Source organism: Chromobacterium sp. IIBBL 290-4, assembly GCF_024207115.1.
GTDB lineage: Bacteria > Pseudomonadota > Gammaproteobacteria > Burkholderiales > Chromobacteriaceae > Chromobacterium.
Genome location: NZ_CP100128.1, coordinates 470792 through 485854 on the forward strand (window position 1 = coordinate 470792; position 15063 = coordinate 485854).

At 64.9% G+C, this 15063-nt stretch carries 16 protein-coding genes; 4 read left to right on the top strand and 12 right to left on the bottom strand.

Annotated features, from left to right (window positions below; all coding sequences use genetic code 11):
* Positions 1 to 47: 47 nt before the first annotated feature.
* Positions 48 to 1787, top strand: a complete 1740-nt coding sequence (locus NKT35_RS02125) for a DUF4153 domain-containing protein (RefSeq protein WP_254298320.1) — start codon at positions 48 to 50, stop codon at positions 1785 to 1787.
* A gap of 76 nt (positions 1788 to 1863) precedes the next feature.
* Here the strand turns inward: NKT35_RS02125 and NKT35_RS02130 are convergent, their stop codons facing one another.
* From NKT35_RS02130 to NKT35_RS02180, 11 genes are all read right to left on the bottom strand, one after another.
* Complete coding sequence (locus tag NKT35_RS02130) at positions 1864 to 2868, bottom strand: NAD(P)H-dependent glycerol-3-phosphate dehydrogenase (protein ID WP_254298321.1); 1005 nt, start codon at positions 2866 to 2868, stop codon at positions 1864 to 1866.
* 9 nt (positions 2869 to 2877) lie between these two features.
* Positions 2878 to 3318, bottom strand: a complete 441-nt coding sequence (locus tag NKT35_RS02135; protein ID WP_254298324.1) for an SH3 domain-containing protein — start codon at positions 3316 to 3318, stop codon at positions 2878 to 2880.
* A 10-nt stretch (positions 3319 to 3328) separates the two neighbouring features.
* On the bottom strand, positions 3329 to 3781 hold the full coding sequence (gene secB, locus NKT35_RS02140; protein WP_254298326.1) for a protein-export chaperone SecB: 453 nt from the start codon (positions 3779 to 3781) through the stop codon (positions 3329 to 3331).
* 111 nt (positions 3782 to 3892) lie between these two features.
* Positions 3893 to 4150 (bottom strand): glutaredoxin 3, encoded by a 258-nt coding sequence (gene grxC / locus NKT35_RS02145; RefSeq protein ID WP_254298327.1) that lies wholly within the window; start codon positions 4148 to 4150, stop codon positions 3893 to 3895.
* Positions 4151 to 4202: 52 nt separating this feature from the next.
* Positions 4203 to 5585, bottom strand: coding sequence for a D-alanyl-D-alanine carboxypeptidase/D-alanyl-D-alanine endopeptidase (dacB, locus tag NKT35_RS02150; protein WP_254298329.1), 1383 nt, complete (start codon positions 5583 to 5585; stop codon positions 4203 to 4205).
* Positions 5586 to 5595: 10 nt separating this feature from the next.
* Complete coding sequence (locus NKT35_RS02155; RefSeq protein WP_254298331.1) at positions 5596 to 7779, bottom strand: primosomal protein N'; 2184 nt, start codon at positions 7777 to 7779, stop codon at positions 5596 to 5598.
* Between the two features lie 547 nt (positions 7780 to 8326).
* Positions 8327 to 9391, bottom strand: coding sequence for a uroporphyrinogen decarboxylase (hemE, locus tag NKT35_RS02160; RefSeq protein ID WP_254298333.1), 1065 nt, complete (start codon positions 9389 to 9391; stop codon positions 8327 to 8329).
* Positions 9392 to 9438: 47 nt separating this feature from the next.
* Positions 9439 to 10284, bottom strand: a complete 846-nt coding sequence (locus NKT35_RS02165; protein WP_254298335.1) for a transporter substrate-binding domain-containing protein — start codon at positions 10282 to 10284, stop codon at positions 9439 to 9441.
* 42 nt (positions 10285 to 10326) lie between these two features.
* Positions 10327 to 10842 (bottom strand): chromate transporter, encoded by a 516-nt coding sequence (locus tag NKT35_RS02170; RefSeq protein WP_254298337.1) that lies wholly within the window; start codon positions 10840 to 10842, stop codon positions 10327 to 10329.
* The gene (locus tag NKT35_RS02175) at positions 10839 to 11396 is read right to left on the bottom strand and encodes a chromate transporter (protein ID WP_254298339.1); all 558 of its coding nucleotides are present in this window, start codon (positions 11394 to 11396) and stop codon (positions 10839 to 10841) included. Before NKT35_RS02175 ends, NKT35_RS02170 begins: the two co-directional genes overlap by 4 nt.
* A gap of 68 nt (positions 11397 to 11464) precedes the next feature.
* Complete coding sequence (locus NKT35_RS02180) at positions 11465 to 12349, bottom strand: LysR family transcriptional regulator (RefSeq protein ID WP_254298341.1); 885 nt, start codon at positions 12347 to 12349, stop codon at positions 11465 to 11467.
* A gap of 103 nt (positions 12350 to 12452) precedes the next feature.
* Here NKT35_RS02180 and NKT35_RS02185 point away from each other — a divergent pair, with 103 nt between their 5' ends.
* Both NKT35_RS02185 and NKT35_RS02190 read left to right on the top strand, forming a co-directional pair.
* Positions 12453 to 13049 (top strand): short chain dehydrogenase, encoded by a 597-nt coding sequence (locus tag NKT35_RS02185; RefSeq protein ID WP_254298343.1) that lies wholly within the window; start codon positions 12453 to 12455, stop codon positions 13047 to 13049.
* A 28-nt stretch (positions 13050 to 13077) separates the two neighbouring features.
* Positions 13078 to 13674: a short chain dehydrogenase gene (locus NKT35_RS02190; protein WP_254298345.1), complete on the top strand. Its 597-nt coding sequence runs from the start codon at positions 13078 to 13080 to the stop codon at positions 13672 to 13674.
* A gap of 50 nt (positions 13675 to 13724) precedes the next feature.
* Here the strand turns inward: NKT35_RS02190 and NKT35_RS02195 are convergent, their stop codons facing one another.
* Positions 13725 to 14189: a GNAT family N-acetyltransferase gene (locus tag NKT35_RS02195; RefSeq protein WP_254298346.1), complete on the bottom strand. Its 465-nt coding sequence runs from the start codon at positions 14187 to 14189 to the stop codon at positions 13725 to 13727.
* A gap of 118 nt (positions 14190 to 14307) precedes the next feature.
* Between NKT35_RS02195 and NKT35_RS02200 the strand changes: the two genes are divergently transcribed.
* Positions 14308 to 15021: a substrate-binding periplasmic protein gene (locus NKT35_RS02200; protein ID WP_254298349.1), complete on the top strand. Its 714-nt coding sequence runs from the start codon at positions 14308 to 14310 to the stop codon at positions 15019 to 15021.
* Positions 15022 to 15063: the final 42 nt, after the last annotated feature.

Below are 15063 nucleotides of genomic sequence, written 5' to 3' on the forward strand. Positions count from 1 at the left end.
AGCGGCCAGCCCTGCCAGTTTAGTTTCAGACCCAACATGATATTTAAATGACGACACCTTACACCCGCATCGCCATCGCCCTGCTGCAGGGAGGCGCGCTGTACACGCTCTTCCTGGCGGCAACCCACCAGGTCTGGCCTGCCGGCCACCCCCTGCTGTTCTCGCCCTTGTTTCTGATCTCGGCGCTGCTGCCCATTCTGGCCCAGGCCGGGCTGAACCTGCCCAGCAAAGGCAGGCTGCTCGGCTGGCTGGCCGCGCTTGCCGCCGTTCTGGCCGTTATCGGCGCCCATGACCACTGGCGTGTCGGCGCGCCTCTCGTCCAGATGCCTCAGGACAACTTGCCCGCGCCGCTATCCATTCTCGGCGCGAGCCTCTTTCTGCTGATCGCCTGGCCGCTGATCCAGGCCAAGGAAAGCGAGCGGCGCTGGCTGGCACCCTATGCCGTCTATTTCGACGGGGCATGGAAGTTCGCGCTGCAACTGCTGTTTTCCAGCCTGTTCGTCGGCGTATTCTGGCTGGTGTTGCTAGTGGGCGCCTGGCTGTTTTACCTCGTCAAAATAGACTATCTGTTCCAGCTGTTCACTCAGCCCTGGTTCGCCCTGCCGGCCAGCAGCCTCGCCCTCGCAGCGGGCCTGCATCTGACCGATGTACGGCCCGGCATCATTCGCGGCATCCGCTCGCTGGCGCTGACCCTGCTGTCTTGCTTATTGCCCTTGCTGACGCTGCTGATCGGCGCTTTTCTCGCGCAACTGCCCTTCACCGGCTTGCAAAACCTATGGAAGACCGGCTACGCGGCGACATTGCTGTTGAGCTCGGCCGGCCTGCTGATTTTTCTATTGAATAGCGCGTATCAGGATGGCGCCGGCGAGAGGCCCAAGCGGGTCCAGCTCATCAGCATGAGGCTGGCTTGCCTATTGCTCAGCCCGCTGTCAGGCTTGGCCGCCTATGCGCTGGCCTTGCGCATTGTCCAGCATGGCTGGACGCCGGGGCGCGTGCTTGCCGTCGCAGGCAGCCTCATCTGCATCTGCTACGCCCTGGGCTATGGCTGGGCGGCGCTGCGACGCTCGCAACGCTTGGAAGGACTGGCTTTCGTCAATATCGCCACCGCCTGGCTGACGCTGTTTTTGCTGGCCGCCCTGCTTTCTCCGCTGGCCGATCCCGTCCAGATCTCCGTCGCCAGCCAAATGGCGCGCTTGCAGGCCGGCCGAGTCGCACCCGACCGTTTCGACTTCGACTTTCTGCGCAGCCAGGGCATGCGTTATGGCCATGAAGCCCTGCTCAAACTGCAAAGCGACGCTAACCCCATCATCCGCCGCAAGGCCGGCGACGCGCTGGGCCTCCCGCGCCCGAGCGCCCCTGCCCGCCCTCTCGCCCAATCCATTCGCGCGAAAGGCGAAACCGCCCTGCCCGCCAGTTTTCTTGCCCAGAACTGGTCAATCCAGGCCGAGCACAATGCCGATTATCCCGCCTGCTTGCGAGATGGTTCCGAAAACTGCATCGCCTTTTCCGGGACGTTCAGCGGAAGCGGCAAACAGGAAGTCCTGCTAGTGGAAGAAGCCAGCTCCAATATCACGCTGTATCGACAAGACAAGCCTGGCCAATGGACGCTCGCGGCCCGCTACTCGCCGCCGCCGAATTGCCAACTGCCGGCCGATGGCATCCAGGCGGATCGCATCCGCGCGCTGCCGCCCACGCTGCCGGACCTGGAAATATCGGGATTGCGGCTGCGGCCCGATTATCCCTATGAGCCGCAGTCCTGCCCCTCGCCGCCAAAGACCGCGCCTTAAAACTCGCGCGCAATGAGAAAGACCCGGCTTTGCCGGGTCTTTTCTTGTGCCATCCGCTGGGCCTGCCGGCGCGCGCTCAATCCAGCGCGCCGCCGGACTCCGACTTGGGCGAGCGGCCCAGCAGGCCATCCACCACTTGCTGCGGATCATGGCCCTGATAGAGCAGTCCGCACACTGCGGCGGTGATCGGCATGTCCACTTCCAGCCTTTCGGCCATGGTCAGCACCTCGCGGGCGGTGGCCACGCCCTCGGCGACATGGCCCAGTTCGCGCAGCACTTGCTCCAGCGGCTTGCCCTCGGCCAGCTTCAGCCCCACCTGGCGGTTGCGCGACAAGGCGCCGGTGCAGGTGAGGATCAGATCGCCCATGCCGGCCAGACCCATCATGGTGTGCTGGCTGGCGCCCAGCGCGATGGCCAGGCGAGTGATCTCGGCCAAACCGCGGGTGATCAGCGCCGCGCGGGCATTCAGGCCGAAATCCAGGCCGTCGGCGACGCCGGTGGCGATCGCCATCACGTTCTTCACCGCGCCGCCCACTTCCACGCCGACCAAGTCTTCGTTGGCGTACAGGCGCAAACGCGGGCTGTGCAGCTCGCGGGCGATGCGGGCGGCGAACTCGGCGTCGTCCGAGGCGATGGTCACCGCTGCCGGCTGGCCCTGCGCCACTTCGCGGGCGAAGCTGGGGCCGGACAGCACGCCGCAGCGATGATCGGCCGGCAGCTCTTCCGCCACCACCTGGTGCGGCAGCAGGCTGGAGCCGGCCTCGAAACCCTTGCACGCCCACAAAATGGGCGGCAGCGGCTTGCCCAGGGCGACCAGCGCCTTCAGCGTGGGCCGCAGGCCCGCCATGGGCGTGACGATCAGCAGCAGCTCGGCGTCGCGCGCGGCGGCCGCCAGATCGGCGGTGATCTTCAGTAAATCTGGGAAAGGACAATCGGGAAGGTAGCGCGCGTTGAGGCGCTCATCGGCCAGACGCGCCGCCTGCTCGGCGTCGCGCGCCCACAACGTCACCTGGTGGTGACGGGCAAAAGCTATCGCCAGCGCGGTTCCCCAAGCGCCGGCGCCAAGTATCGCCAGTTTCATGCTTAGCCCTTACAAGCCCCAGAGGTCGGTAATACGAGCATAGCCGACGCTGCCGTCCCTATGCTTGACCTTGACCCAGCCGTCTTGCGGCGCTTCCTGCAACTCCAGCACGCCGTCCTTGGGCACCGAGAACAGCAGCTTGCCGTCCTCGCCGGCCTTGTCGCGGACGCCGGCCTGCGGCGACACGACCAGCAGCCAGCGCTGGCGGGACAGGGCCGCCGACGGTATCCAGGCGATGCCGCCGGTGGCGTCGCGCACGCGCGCCCATTCCTTCTGGCTGGACAGCACTTCCACCGGGAAATAGCGGCTGACGACAAACAGCTTCTTGGCCGACAAAGAAGGCGCCTCGTACAAGGCGACGCCGGTTTCCTTGACCGAACGGAACTCCAGGGCCTGGGCCGCCTGAGCGGCGCCCAGCGCCAGCAGCAGCGTGATGACGAGGCGCTTCATGACATCAACCTCAGGCGTTGCCGGCTTCGGCTTGCTGAGCGCGCTGCTGCATGTACAGCGCTTCGAAGTTGATCGGGGCCAGCAGCACCGGCGGGAAGCCGGCGCGGTTCACCAGGCTGGACACGGTTTCGCGGGCGTAGGGGAACAGGATGTTCGGGCAAGCCACGCCGAGGATCGGGTCCAGGTCTTCGCCCGGCACGTTGCGGATCTGGAAAATGCCGGCCTGGGCCACTTCGCACAGGAACAGGGTCTTTTCCGGCAGCTTGGCGGTCACGGTGACGGTCAGGGTCACTTCGTAGAAGCCGTCATCCAGTTGTTGGCCGCCGCTGGCCAGCTGCATGTCGATTTCCGGCTGGTTTTGCTCCAGGAACACCTGCGGCGCGTTCGGCACCTCCAGCGACATGTCCTTCACGTAGATCTTTTCGATGGAAAACGCCGGTTGCAGCTCTTGTTGTTCGCTCATGTTCTTTCTCACTAAACGCCGTCGCCATGACGGTTAAATTTTATTAGGGTACACCGGCGGGCATCATCGCATGAAAGCCCGCCAGCGGCCAATACCGCGCGCAGCCCCGGCTCAGTCCGCCAGCAGCGGGTCCAGCTTGCCGGCCTGATTCAGCGCCACCAGATCGTCGCAGCCGCCGACATGGGTTTCGCCGATGAAGATCTGCGGCACCGTGCGGCGGCCGGTGATGGCCATCATCTTGTCGCGCTCGTCCGGGTCCAGATCGATGCGGATTTCCTGGATCTGGGCCACGCCCTTGCTGGACAGCAGCTGCTTGGCGCGGATGCAGTAGGGGCAGACCGCGGTAGTGTACATGGTTACAGGTTTCATTTTCTCGCCTGACAAATCTCGAATAGCACCGATTATAGCCCGAGTCCGGCCCTCAGCGCTTTGCGCTGGATCGCGTATCGAAGCCGCGGACCACATCCGCCACCACCGCATCCAGCGCCTTGGCCATTTCCGGCGCGCGCGGGCTGTTGACGATGGCGACAATGGCTAGGCGCCGCCCGTCCGCCGCCTGCCAGTAGCCGGCCAGCGCCTTCACGTCTTTCAAGGTGCCGGTTTTCATCCTGAGCCGCGGCCCCAGATCGATGAAACGCTTTTTGAGCGTGCCCATCTGGCCCGCCACCGGCAGGCTGGCGGCGAACTCGTCGGCATAAGGCCCGCGGGCGGCGTCGCGCAGCACCTCGCCCAACAGGCGGGCGCTCACCCGCTCCCGCCGCGACAGGCCGGAGCCGTTCTCCAGGATCAGCTGCGGCAAGTCATCGATGCCGCGCTCGCGCAGCAGATCGCGCACCACGCCGGCCGCCGCCTGCGGCGAACCCTCGCCCGCCGCCTCGCGGCCCAGCGTCAGGAACAGCGTGCGCGCCATGGTGTTGTTGCTGTACTTGTTGATGTCGGCCAGCGCCGCGGGCAAGGGCTGCGATTGCCAGGCCGCCAGCTCGCGCGCCTCGTCCGGCGCGCGGCCCCTGGCCACGCCCATCGGCCCCTCGCCGCCCAGCGCCTGCCACATGGCGGCGAAATCCTGGCCGGCGAAGGCGTCGTGATCCAGCACATTGACGTAAGCCCGCTTGCCGTCGCAGGCGGCGGGCAGCGCGCCCTTCACCGTCACCGTCCGTCCATCGGTCTCGATGGCCGCGAAGCGGCGCACGTCGGGGCAAGCCTCGTCCTTGCCGGGCTTCAGCTCCGCCTGCAGCTTCACGCCGGCCAAGGGCGGATCCAGAACCACGCGCGCGCCTTGCGCGTCGCGGTAAAACGTCAGCCAGGCCACTTTCAGATTGGTCAGGTGGCTGTCTGGTTCCACGGTGAAGGCGCGGCCAGCGTCTTCGTCGAAATCATCAGCCCCGCCGATAGACGCGAAAGCGCGCTTGTCCAACACCAGCCGGCCTTCCAGCTTGTGGATGCCCCGCAGCCGCAGGCCGTAGAGCAGGGTCAGCAGATTGCCGTTGTCGAAGCGCGGATCGCCGCCGCCCAGCCAATACAAATCGCCCTTGAGCGCGCCGTTCTCCACCGGCGCGGCGGATAGCAGCGTGGTGGTCCAGCGGTAATCCGGCCCCAAGCGGTTCAGCGCCGCCCAGCCGGTCAGCAGCTTCATCGTCGAGGCCGGATTGACCGCCGTCTCCGCCCGATGGCTGACGATGGCCTCCTCGCCCTCCACCGGCGCCGCCCAGACGGCGATCTCGTCCGCTTTCAGGCCATGCAGCTCCAAGGCCGCGGCCGGCAAGGCGGCAACGAGCAGCCCCAGGGCCGCGATTCGATTTTTCATGCGCTTTTCCTCACCAATCCTGCGGGTCTACGTCCAAGGACCAGCGCAAAGCGCGGCCATGGCTTTTGGCCAAACCATCCAGCACCGGCTGCAATTGATCCAGCAAACGATGCAGCGCGCCGCGCTGCGGCGATTCCAGCACCAGCTGCGCGCGCTCGCGCTGCGCCAGCCTGGCCATCAAGGCCGGCGCCGGGCCGGAAATCAACACGCCTTCCGCCAAGGGCTCCAGCAAATCGCGCGCCTGGCGCAAAAACGCCGTCGCTTGCGCCAACTCCGGGCAATCGGCCCTGAGCAAGGCCTGAAACACGCCGGGCGGGAAGCCGGCCTGCCGCCGCTCGTCCAATAAGCTGGCGGCATAGCCGTCGAAATCATGTGCCACCAGCGCGTGATACAGCGGATGGTCCGGCCATTGGGTCTGCACCAGCACCTCGCCCGCAGCCTCGGCGCGGCCGGCCCGCCCGGCCACCTGCATCAGCTGCGAAAACAGCCGCTCCGAGGCGCGGAAGTCGGCCGAGTACAGCCCGCCGTCGGCGCCCAGCACCGCCACCAGCGACAACGTGCCGAAGTCATGGCCCTTGGCCAGCATCTGGGTGCCGACCAGGATGTCCACTTCGCCGGCATGCACCTTGCGGTACACCTCGTCCCAGGCGTCCTTACGGCTGGTGGTGTCGCGGTCGATGCGCAGCACCCGCGCTTCCGGCAGCATGCGCTGCAAGGCCGATTCCAGCCGCTGCGTGCCTTCGCCCAGCGGTTTGATGTCCGGGTCGCCGCAATCCGGGCAGGCCCGCGGCACCGGCTCTTCCCAGCCGCAATGATGGCAACGCAGCTTGCGCTCCATCAGGTGCACCACCAGCTTGGCCGAACAATGCGGGCAGCCGCTGGTCCAGCCGCAGGCGGTGCAGGCGACGACGGGCGCGAAACCGCGGCGGTTGATGAACACCAGGCTCATCTCCTGGCGCGCCAGCCTCGCCTTCAAGGCTTCCAGCACCGGCTCGGACAGGCCCTCGGCCAATTTTTTGCGGCGGGTGTCCACCAGGCGCACATCGGGCAAACGGGCCGAGCCATGGGCGCGGCGATTAAGCGCCAGCTTGCGGTAGCGGCCGGCTTCGACATTGGCCACCGTTTCCAGGCTGGGCGTGGCCGAGCCCAGCAGCACCGGGATGCCGGCGCGGCGCGCCCGCCAGATGGCCAGGTCGCGCGCGTGATAGCGCAGGCCGTCCTGCTGCTTGAAGGAGCCGTCATGCTCCTCATCCACCACGATCAGGCCCAGCCGCGGCAGGGGGGTGAACACCGACAGCCGGGTGCCGATCACCACGTCGGCCTCGCCATGCCAGGCATCCAGCCAGCCATGCATGCGCTCGCCGTCGGCCAGATGGCTGTGCTGCACCACGATGCGGCTGGCGGGAAAACGGCTGGCGAAGCGGTCTATCAGTTGCGGGGTCAGATTGATTTCCGGCACCAGCACCAGCGCCTGGCGGCGCGCCGCCAAGTGATCGGCGATCAATTGCAGGTAGACCTCGGTTTTGCCGCTGCCGGTGACGCCGTGCAACAGCCAGGGCTGGAAACCCGGCTGCGCGCGCAAGGCGGCCAAGGCCTGCGCTTGCTCGTCTTTGAGTTCCGGCGCGTCGCCCAGCCGCAGCGGAACCGGTTCGGGGGACACGCGCTCGGCCAGCCCCTCGGCCAGCCAGGCCGACAGCAGCTTGCCGGCTTGCGGCGTGACCGCCTTGGCCGCCTCCAGCGTCAATGGGCCGTCTTGCATGGCCTGCCATAGCGCCAGCCTCGCCTTTTGCCGGGCCGGCGGCGCTTCCGCCAAGCCGCCGGCGCTCAGGGCGAAGGGCCGCTTGTCCAGCCGGCTCGGGTTCTTGGGATCGCGCAAGCCGGTAGGCAGCGCGGTGAACAGCGTCTGGCCCAAGGGATGGTGGTAATAACTGGAGGCGAAGCGAACCAGTTGCAGAAACTCGTCAGGCAAAGGTGGCAAACCATCCAGCACCATTTCGATGCGTTTGAGCTTGGACGCGTCCAGCGCCTCCACACCCTCCCCCGGTATCGGCGTGACCACCACGCCACAAACCAGGCGATTGCCGAAAGGAACGCGCACCCTCGCCCCCGGCATGACAGCCGATTGAGTCAGATAACTGAACGTACCACTCAGCGGCACATCGATGGCCACCTGGACCAAGTCGCTACCATTCATTTACATGCCTTCTGCGGCAAACCCTGCTGCGACAAGGCTTTGCATTCGCTGTGCACAGATCTTGTGGATAACTTTGTGAACAACCCGACCGTCTGCGGACAAAAAGCCTTGAAATCAGTGTTTCCGCTAGATTGCACAAAAATTAATCAACAAATAAAAACCAATGAAATCAACAGCTTATATATTTCAAAAAATATTGCTGGACGCGCTTGACAAGGACTTCGCAGCGGTCTAGCTCGTGTGCATAACTCGCCAAGCACCACCGGGGCCGGCTGTCAACCCACAATTTCCGCTATCAAAATATCCAAGTCAGGAAGTTCCGCCCAGGCCGCAACAAGCCCGTCCATACCCCTCCCCGCGCGGATCTGCCATTGCCGTGAAAGTTTAATAAAACCTTAAAATTACAAGGCATTTTCTCAAGCAGGGGCGATTTCAGAATTCAACAAACCGTTAACACTGACGATGGAAGCAGCCCGCAGGATGCGCTCGCACCAAAACAAGGCATGGCGCGCCGGCAAGGGCGCACCATGATCAGGCATTCCTGCGATCAACGGGAATGATAGACGCGGGACAGGCGATGCACGGCATCTATCAGCGCGCCGGCATGAGCGGGATCGACGAATTGCGAAATGCCGTGTCCCAGATTGAAGACATGGCCGCTGCCATGACCGAAGCTTTCCAGAATGCGGCCCGCTTCGCGCTCGATAGCTTCCGGCGAAGCGAACAGCGCATTGGGGTCGAAATTGCCTTGCAGCGCCACTTTGTCGCCGACGCGCGCGCGCGCCTGGCCTATGTCGGTGGTCCAGTCCAGGCCCACGCAGTCGGCGCCGATGGCCGCGATGTCTTCCAGCCACTGCCCGCCGCCCTTGGTGAACACGATGACCGGCACGCGCCGGCCGTCCGCCTCGCGCTTGAGGCCGGCGACGATGCGCTGCATATAAGCCAGCGAGAACTCCTTGTAGGCCGCATGGCTGAGCGCGCCGCCCCAGGTGTCGAAGATCTGCACCGCCTGCGCGCCGGCGTCGATTTGGGCATTCAGGTAGGCGATCACCGACTGGGTGTTCATTTCCAGGATGTGGTGCAGCAATTCCGGACGGCTGTACAGCATCGCCTTCACATGGCGGAAATCATCCGAACCGCCGCCTTCCACCATATAGCAGGCCAGCGTGAACGGACTGCCGGAGAAGCCGATCAGCGGCACGCGGCCATTCAGCGCCTTGCGGATGCTGGCCACGGCGTCGAACACGTAGCGCAGCTTGTCCAAGCCGGCCGGCTGCAAGGCGCGGATGGCGCTCTCGTCACGCAACGGCCGTTCGAACTTCGGCCCCTCGCCTTCGGCGAAATACAGGCCCAGGCCCATCGCGTCCGGCACGGTCAGGATGTCCGAGAACAAGATGGCCGCATCCAGCGGGAAACGGTCCAAGGGCTGCAGCGTCACTTCGGTGGCGTAATCGGGGCTGGTGCACAAACCCATGAAGCTGCCGGCGCGCGCGCGGCTGGCGCGGTATTCGGGCAGGTAGCGGCCGGCTTGGCGCATCATCCAGATCGGGGTGTAGTCAACCGGCTGCTTAAGCAGGGCGCGCAGGAAAGTATCGTTGATCAGCTGGGTCATGTCGGCACACGCAATGAGAGTCAGCCGGCATTATACCCACCCGCGCTTCAGGGGTGAAACCACAGCTCGCGCCGCGACAAGGGCGTGCCATCCGGCAGCAGCGGATTAGGCAGCTCGATGATGGTGCGGCCGGACAGCTTGAGGCCCCGCAAATGCTCGCTGTTGAAGGTTTTGAACAATTGATCGAAACTGCCGTCGGCCACGCTTTTCTCCAAGCCCTGCTCCAGCATCCGGGCCAGGTCCTCCCGCTTGGGCGAGACAAAGAAATAAAACGCGGTAGGGTAATGCAGCAGCAGATAAGGATCCAGCATCAGCCCTGCCGCGGCCGGCATTTCCAGCTCCTGCCGCACCTCGATCACGCTGCGCGGAAAGTAATCGTAGCGCCGCTGCTTGAGCATGGAAAAGAGATGGGGATAGTCGGGGCTGGTCACCACCGGCAGGCCGGCGTGCTGAAGGATTTGCTTGTCCGGCCAATCCTGCCCTTGCCCGGCGCGGAAAGCCGCCAACTGCTGGGGCGTTTTGACGTTTTTGAACAACTGCGGCTTGTCGGCGTTGATCAGCGGCACTCGCCAGCCAATCAGGCCCTTGTCCAGCGGAATGCGCACGGTCAGCAGCTTGCTTTCTCGCTCGCGGCTGGTCATGCCCCAGAACAGATCCACCCGGCCATCGGGCTGCAGCATCTGCTCCATCGCCCGGCCCTGGTTCATATTGCGGGCCGCGGTGAGCTCGCAATGCTGGTTCATCTGACCGCACGCCAGCAACAGCAAGGCCTGGATATAAGGCCAGTGCGGGTCATTGTCGCCCGACACCAGCGCGTAGCTGATCGCCACGCCGCCAGCCTGCGCCAGCGAGCATGCGCCGCAAAACAGCCAAATCGCCAGCCACCTTGCCATGGGATCATCGTCCGGAATGGATACCGGCATTATGGCAAGAGATTACAGCCAGCCCAAGCCGCCGACCACGCCGCCCAATAACAACAGCCATAAAGGGTTCCAACTCCTGCGCCAGGCGATCAGCCCCACCCCCAGGCTCAGCAGCCACGCGCTCGGCGCGCGATTGGCCGCGCAAAGCAACAGCCAGGCGCTGGCGGCGATCAGGCCTATGGTCAAGGGCATCAGCGCGCGGGCGAACAGCTTGGCGGCCGCGCCATCCTTGCTGGCCGCCCACCAGCGCGAGGCGTAGTAGCTCAGCAGCGATGAGGGCAGGCACATGCCGAACATGCTGACCAAGGCGCCCAGCACGCCGGCGACATGCCAGCCCACCAGGCTCACCACCAATACATTGGGCCCCGGCGCGGCCTGGGCGATGGCGAACAGCTCGGCGAACTGCGCCGCGCTCATCCAGCCGTGAGCCAGCACGATGCGCTGCAGTTCCGGCAGAATCACATTGGCGCCGCCCACCGCCATGATGGAAAGCAGGCAGAACTGCCACAGCAGCGTCCACAAGATCATCGCGCCTCCCTCCTGCCCGCCAGCCAGGCCAGCAGCAGGGCCAAGGGCAAGCCCAGCAGCAAAACCAGCGGCAACGGCAGCTGCCAAACGGCGATGGCGAGAAAGATGGCCGCCACCACTACGGCAGCCCATGGACGGCGCTCCAGCCTCGCCGCCAGTTTCAGCAGCATGCCCAACAGCAAGCCCGCCGCAGCGGAGGCCAGGCCATGCATCACATTCTCGACCAAGGGCAGCTGGCGATACTGGCCATACAGCGCGCCCAGCAGCAGCACAATGGCCATGGGCGCGAGCAGCAGGCCGCCCACCGCCAGCAAGGCGCCGGCCGGGCCGTGAAAGCGCGCGCCCACCGACACCGCCATATTGACGATATTGGGGCCCGGCAGCACCTGGCACAGGCCTAGCTGCTCGGCGAAGTCCGCCTCCGACAGCCAGCGCCGCCGCTCCACCAGCATGCTGCGCGCCAAGGGCAGCACCCCGCCGAAGCCGCTCAGGCCCACCGAGAAAAAGCCGCTGAACAAATCGCGCCGGCTAGGGATATTCAGTTCGTGTTCCATGCTTTGACACTACGCCTGAGCGCCAGCCAAAACAAACGAGAAATTCTGACAGCGCCGGTCACCTCGGCTCACAGTCCACCCAGTTTCTCGACAATGAAATCGACGAATACCCGCAGTTTGGGCAAGGGCTGGCGATCGGCCGGGTAGATCAGATGCATGGGTTTGGGCGGAGGCAGGTAGCCTTCCAGCAAAGACACCAGCCTGCCGGCGGCCACATCCTCCATCAGCAGCGTTTCCGCCTGCAGGGCCAATCCCGCCCCTGCCAAAGCTAGTTGGCGCAAAGCCTGGCCCTGGTTGCACTGGATGCGGCTGGACGGGATCTCCACGCCATGCAGCCGGGCCAGCGCATCCCAGCCGTCATCGCGCTGCCAGCGGCTGAAGCCCAGACAATCGTGCCCCGCCAGATCCGCAGGCGTCATCGGCTCTCCGCGACGGGCCAAATAGGCCGGAGAGGCCGCTATCATCATCCGGTAAGGCCGCAGCCGACGCGCCACCATGCCGGAATCGGCCAGATGGCCGATGCGGAACACCGCGTCGTAACCATCGGCCACCAGATCCACCAATTGATCCGACAGCTCAAGCTCGACGCCGACTTCCGGATAGCGCGCCATGAACTCGGCCAATAGCGGCGCCAAACGCAAAGTGCCGAAGGTGATGGAGGCATTGACGCGCAGCACGCCGCGCGGCTGCTGCCTGAGCAAAGCCGCCGCATCCTCGGCGGCTTGCAACTCCCGCAAAATGGCGCGGCAACGTTGATAGTAATGTTGTCCCAATTCGGTCAACTGCTGGCGGCGGGTGGTGCGCACCAGCAATTTGCCGCCCAATCGGGCTTCCAACGCAGAGAGATGCTTGCCCACCATGGGTTGAGACAATCTATGCGCCTCGGCCGCCGCCGTCAGGCTGCCCAACTCCACTACCGCGACAAACAGCTCCATGCTGAGCAGTCTATCCATTGATTAGAAACTCCAGGTTATCAATCCTGTTCAGGATACGGGATTAATCTATCTCAGCAAGCCATGCACACTCCCTCCATCGCAACCCTAAATGGAGAACACCATGAAAATCCTGCTAGTCGGCGCCAGCGGCACGCTGGGCAATGCCATCCAAAAAGCCTTGCCCCACCACCACATCCTGACGGCCGGGCGCAACAGCGGCGATCTGCGCGTAGACATCACCGACAGCGCCAGCGTGCAAAAAATGTTTGAGCAGGCTGGACGGCTGGACGCCATCGTCAGCGCCACCGGCGCGGTGCACTTCGGCCATATCACCGCTACCACGGCCGCCGACTTCCGCATCGGCCTGGAGAACAAACTATTAGGCCAGATCGACTTAGCATTAACCGGCCAGCATTATTTGAACGATGGCGGCTCGATCACATTGACCAGCGGCATCCTCAGCACCCAGCCCATCCGCCACGGCGCCAACGCCACGGCGGTGAACCGCGCGCTGGAGGGCTTTGCCGCCGCCGCCGCGCTGGAGCTGCAGCGCGGCCAACGCATCAATGTGGTCAGCCCCAATGTGCTGCAGGAATCATGGGAAGGCTACGCCCCCTACTTCCCCGGCTTCGAAGCCGTCCCCGCCGCCCGCGCCGCGCAGGCATTTGTGCGCAGCGTGGAAGGCATCGCCAACGGCCAGACGCTGACCGTCTGGTAAAGCGCGCCATCGCCAAGGGAATCCGTGCATGAAAATACTATTGGTGGGCGCGCATGGAACCATAGGCCGCGCGGTTCAACACGCCCTGTCCCGTCATCAAATCCTTGCCGCGGGCCGGAACAGCGGAGCGCTCCGCGTCGATATGACCCAACCGGCCAGCATCCGCGCGCTGTTCGAGCGCGTCGGCAAAGTCGACGCCATCATCTGCGCCGCCGGCCTGCTGCATCTGGGTCCGCTCGTCGAGATGACGCCCGAGCAATTCCGCGTCGGCTTGGACAATAAATTGATGGGCCAGGTGAATCTGGCCCTGATCGGCCAGCATTTTCTGAATGCCGGCGGCTCTATCACGCTGACCAGCGGCATGGGCAATGAAATTCCCATCCGGCACGGCAGCAACGCCTGCGCCGTCAACGCCGCGATAGAAGGCTTTGCTCGCGGCGCGGCGGTGGAGCTGGCGGCGGGGCTGCGCATCAACGTGGTCTGCCCTGCCGTGCTGCAAGAGTCATGGGAGCCGCTGCAAAGCTACTTCCCCGGCTTCGAGGCCGTGCCGGCGACGCGCGTCGCCCTCGCCTATCAACGCAGCGTCGAGGGAGTGGAAACCGGGCAAGTGCTCAAGGTTTGGTAAACGCGAAACTAACCTGGCGTGAGCCGCGGCTCACGCGCCTGAACCGCGGCTTACGCCATGCCATCCGACAAGGCCAGGTGCAGCAAGGGAAATGGCCTGCCGGCGCCATCGAGCGCCGAGCGGCCGATCTCTTCGAAGCCCATTCGGCGATAGAAAGCCAATGCGGCGGGGTTGTCCGCGTTGACGTCGACCAGGCTGACCGCCAGTTCCGTCACCGCATCGGTCAGCAACGCTTTCCCCAGGCCCCGGCCTCTGCATGCGGGCTCGATGAACAGCATCTCCAACTTGCCGGCCATGCTGCCGGCAAAGCCAGTCGCCTTGCCGCGCTCATCTCGCGTCACCCGCAAGACCAGGCCAAGGGATTCCGCCGCGGCGAAAGCGGCCTCCACTTCGGGACGAAGCGCGACGATATCGTCCTCGCTCAAAAAAAGGTGGGTCGCGCGCACTGAGCGCTCCCACAGCGACAGCATGTCCGGAAAATCCGCGGCTTCAGGCCGGAAAATGGCGATGGACACAGTGAACTCCTCTCGCGAAAGAACAAGCCGCCTCAAGGCGGCGAAGCATCCATCCTAATGCCCAAGCCAGGCGCAGGCCAGCCTATACTGCAACAGCCGCCAAGCACGGGAGGTCGAGATGAACGCAGCGTTGTGGGGCGGATTAGCGCTATGGCTATGGCTGCCCGCACTCCATGCCGAGGCGATTCCCGCGTCGAGCCAGGCGATAGAGCCCTGGGGCGACGCCGCCAGCGGCGATGGCCTGACGCCGCGCTTCCTGCGCTGGCTGGCCGATCAAAGCGGCCTGCAACTGAAACAGGACACCCGCCCGCTGCCGCGGCTGATAGAGGACTTGAAAGCCGGCCGCGACGCGCTGGCCTTGATCACCGCCTCGCCGGAACGCGACGCCTTTGGCCTGGAGCTATGCCGCCCTACCGACATCCGGCTATCGGTAGTCTACCGTCGCGGCGACCGCGAATGGCAAAGCGGGGATTTCAAGCATCGCCCGGTCGGCATTCTGCGCGGCACCCATACGCTGGACGCCTTCCTGGCCCAAAGCGGCGCGGCGAGCGTTTTAGTCAACGACATGCGGCAAGGCATAGGCATGCTGCGCGTCGGCCGGCTGGATGCGATGATGTGCGTGCGCCCGGGTTGCGGCCACGTGCTGCGTCAGCTGTCTACGCCATCCGACCATTGGGCGGAGTGGACTATCAGCCGCGAGCCGATGGCGGTTTACGTATCGCGCGCCCACCCGCTGGCGCATGACGCGGCGGCGCTGGACCGGCTCAAGTCTGCCTGCGTTTCGCCCGCAGGCCGCGCCAAAATGGCGGAACTGCTGGCGCGCTACGACTAGCCATGAAAAACCCCGCCGGCCTTCACTGGCGGGCGGGGTTGA